The sequence below is a fragment of the Bradyrhizobium sp. 153 genome, from assembly GCF_023073835.1.
Classification (GTDB): Bacteria; Pseudomonadota; Alphaproteobacteria; order Rhizobiales; family Xanthobacteraceae; genus Bradyrhizobium.
Window position 1 is genome coordinate 1 of the sequence record NZ_JADPKH010000066.1, and the last position, 1,701, is coordinate 1,701.

A 1,701-nucleotide genomic window follows, 5' to 3' on the forward strand; every position below is an offset into this window, starting at 1 on the left:
CAACGCCGGCGTTGGCGTCGCCAGCGGTCGCTGTGCCGTTCAGCAGGCTCGCACCAGTGGTCGCAGCGTTGATGACGGTTCCCGTATTCGTGCCCTGAACGCCACCGAGCTTGGTACCGGACGCAGCAGCGGTTACACCGCCGGCCGCACCGCTGTAGAGCACGTTGCTCAGCGCATCCGCGCTGGTGTAGCTGGTCGTGCCACGCAGATCCGAAGCTGTCGCACCGGCGATCGTGGTGGAGACGTTGGACTTGGTGGAATAGCCGACGGTGGTCTGAAGCGCCTGGTTGGCGATCGACTTGGCGCTGTCGATCAGCTTCTGCAGCGAGGTGATGCCGGTGTTGGCAGCCTGCAGCACCTGCACGCCGTTGGCGATGCCGTCGAGCAGATTGTTGATGTCGCTGGCGCGGTTGTCGAGCGACTGTGCCGTGAAGAAGTTGGTGGGATTGTCCAGAGCCGAGTTGACGCTCTTGCCGGTCGACAGACGGCTCTGTGTGGTGGCGAGCAGATCGGCGGTGGACTGGAGAGAGAGCAGGTTCTGACGAACCGACGAGGAGAGGACGATACCGGACATTGAGTGTTACCCTTCTGGTACGCAACGCAACAAACTTCGATTAGGATTAATCGATGCCGGGAGGGTGAACTTTTGGGGCTAACAAAGCATGAAGCGTGTCGCTGCAGTCCTTGTGCGGATTCACCATATGCGCGATCGTATCCGGATCACGCCCTCGTGTATCGTCATGATAAGATGGTGCTTTTTCGTGCAGTGGCGATGTGTTTGCTACTTGTCAACCATAACTCAGAGTGAGCAATTGGCTGCATTCGAATGCCCGTCTACGTCTCACTGCACGACGTCTTCATACAACCGCATAAAGGAAACGGCGGGGCCGAAGCCCCGCCGCCAGATCTTGCCTGCGATGTCGTGCGCGATTAGCGGAGCAGTTGGAGCACGCTCTGCTGCGACTGGTTGGCCAGCGACAGCGCGGAGACCGCGATCGACTGCCGGGTCGACAGCGCCTGGCTGTTCGCCGCTTCAGTATTGGTGTCGGCCAGGGTCAGGTTGGACGAACCGGTCTGCAGCACGTTGATCAGGCTCTTGTTGAAGTCCTGACGCACCTGCACCACCGAAAGGTTCGAACCGAGCGCGGAAGCTTCCGAACGCAGCGTGCTCGACGCGTTGTTCAGGTTGGTCAGCACCTTGTTGGTGGCAGCGTTGTCGATGAAGTCGACGCCGTTTGTCAACGCGGCGAGGCCCAGACCCTTGGAATTGTAGGTCACGCCGGTGATGTTCAGGCTCGACTTGCCGGTCTCGTCGAACACCAGCTTGAGCTGATCGCCGTTGAGCAGGTTGACACCGTTGAACGAGGAGTCCTGCGCGGTCGTGTCGATCTGGTTCAGGATGTTGTTGTACTGATTGACCAGATTGGCACGGGCCGTCTGGGCAACGGTGTCCGCGACCGGGGTGGAAGCCGTCGAGAACGTCAGCGACGAGGTCAGCGTTCCGCCGATCGCACCACCCGCAGTCGTCGAGCCAAGCGTCGAGGACGCGTAGTCGTTGGTGGTCGAGATCGTCAGCAGGCCGTTGGCGTCGATCGTGGCAGACAGGTTGTTGGCCTGAAGCGCGGTGTTGAGTTGATCGAGCGTCTTGACCGTTCCGTTGGTGCCGTCGCCGAAGGTGACGTTGACCGCCGTACCGCCGTT

1 protein-coding gene and 1 pseudogene are annotated in these 1,701 nt (G+C 60.6%); both read right to left on the bottom strand.

Annotated features, from left to right (window positions below; translation table 11 throughout):
* Nucleotides 1-574 (bottom strand): annotated as a pseudogene (locus tag IVA91_RS15180) (flagellin); the annotation flags it as partial.
* A 356-nt stretch (nucleotides 575-930) separates the two neighbouring features.
* The coding region (locus IVA91_RS15185) for a flagellin (protein ID WP_253075128.1) at nucleotides 931-1,701 on the bottom strand (771 nt) is incomplete at its 5' end.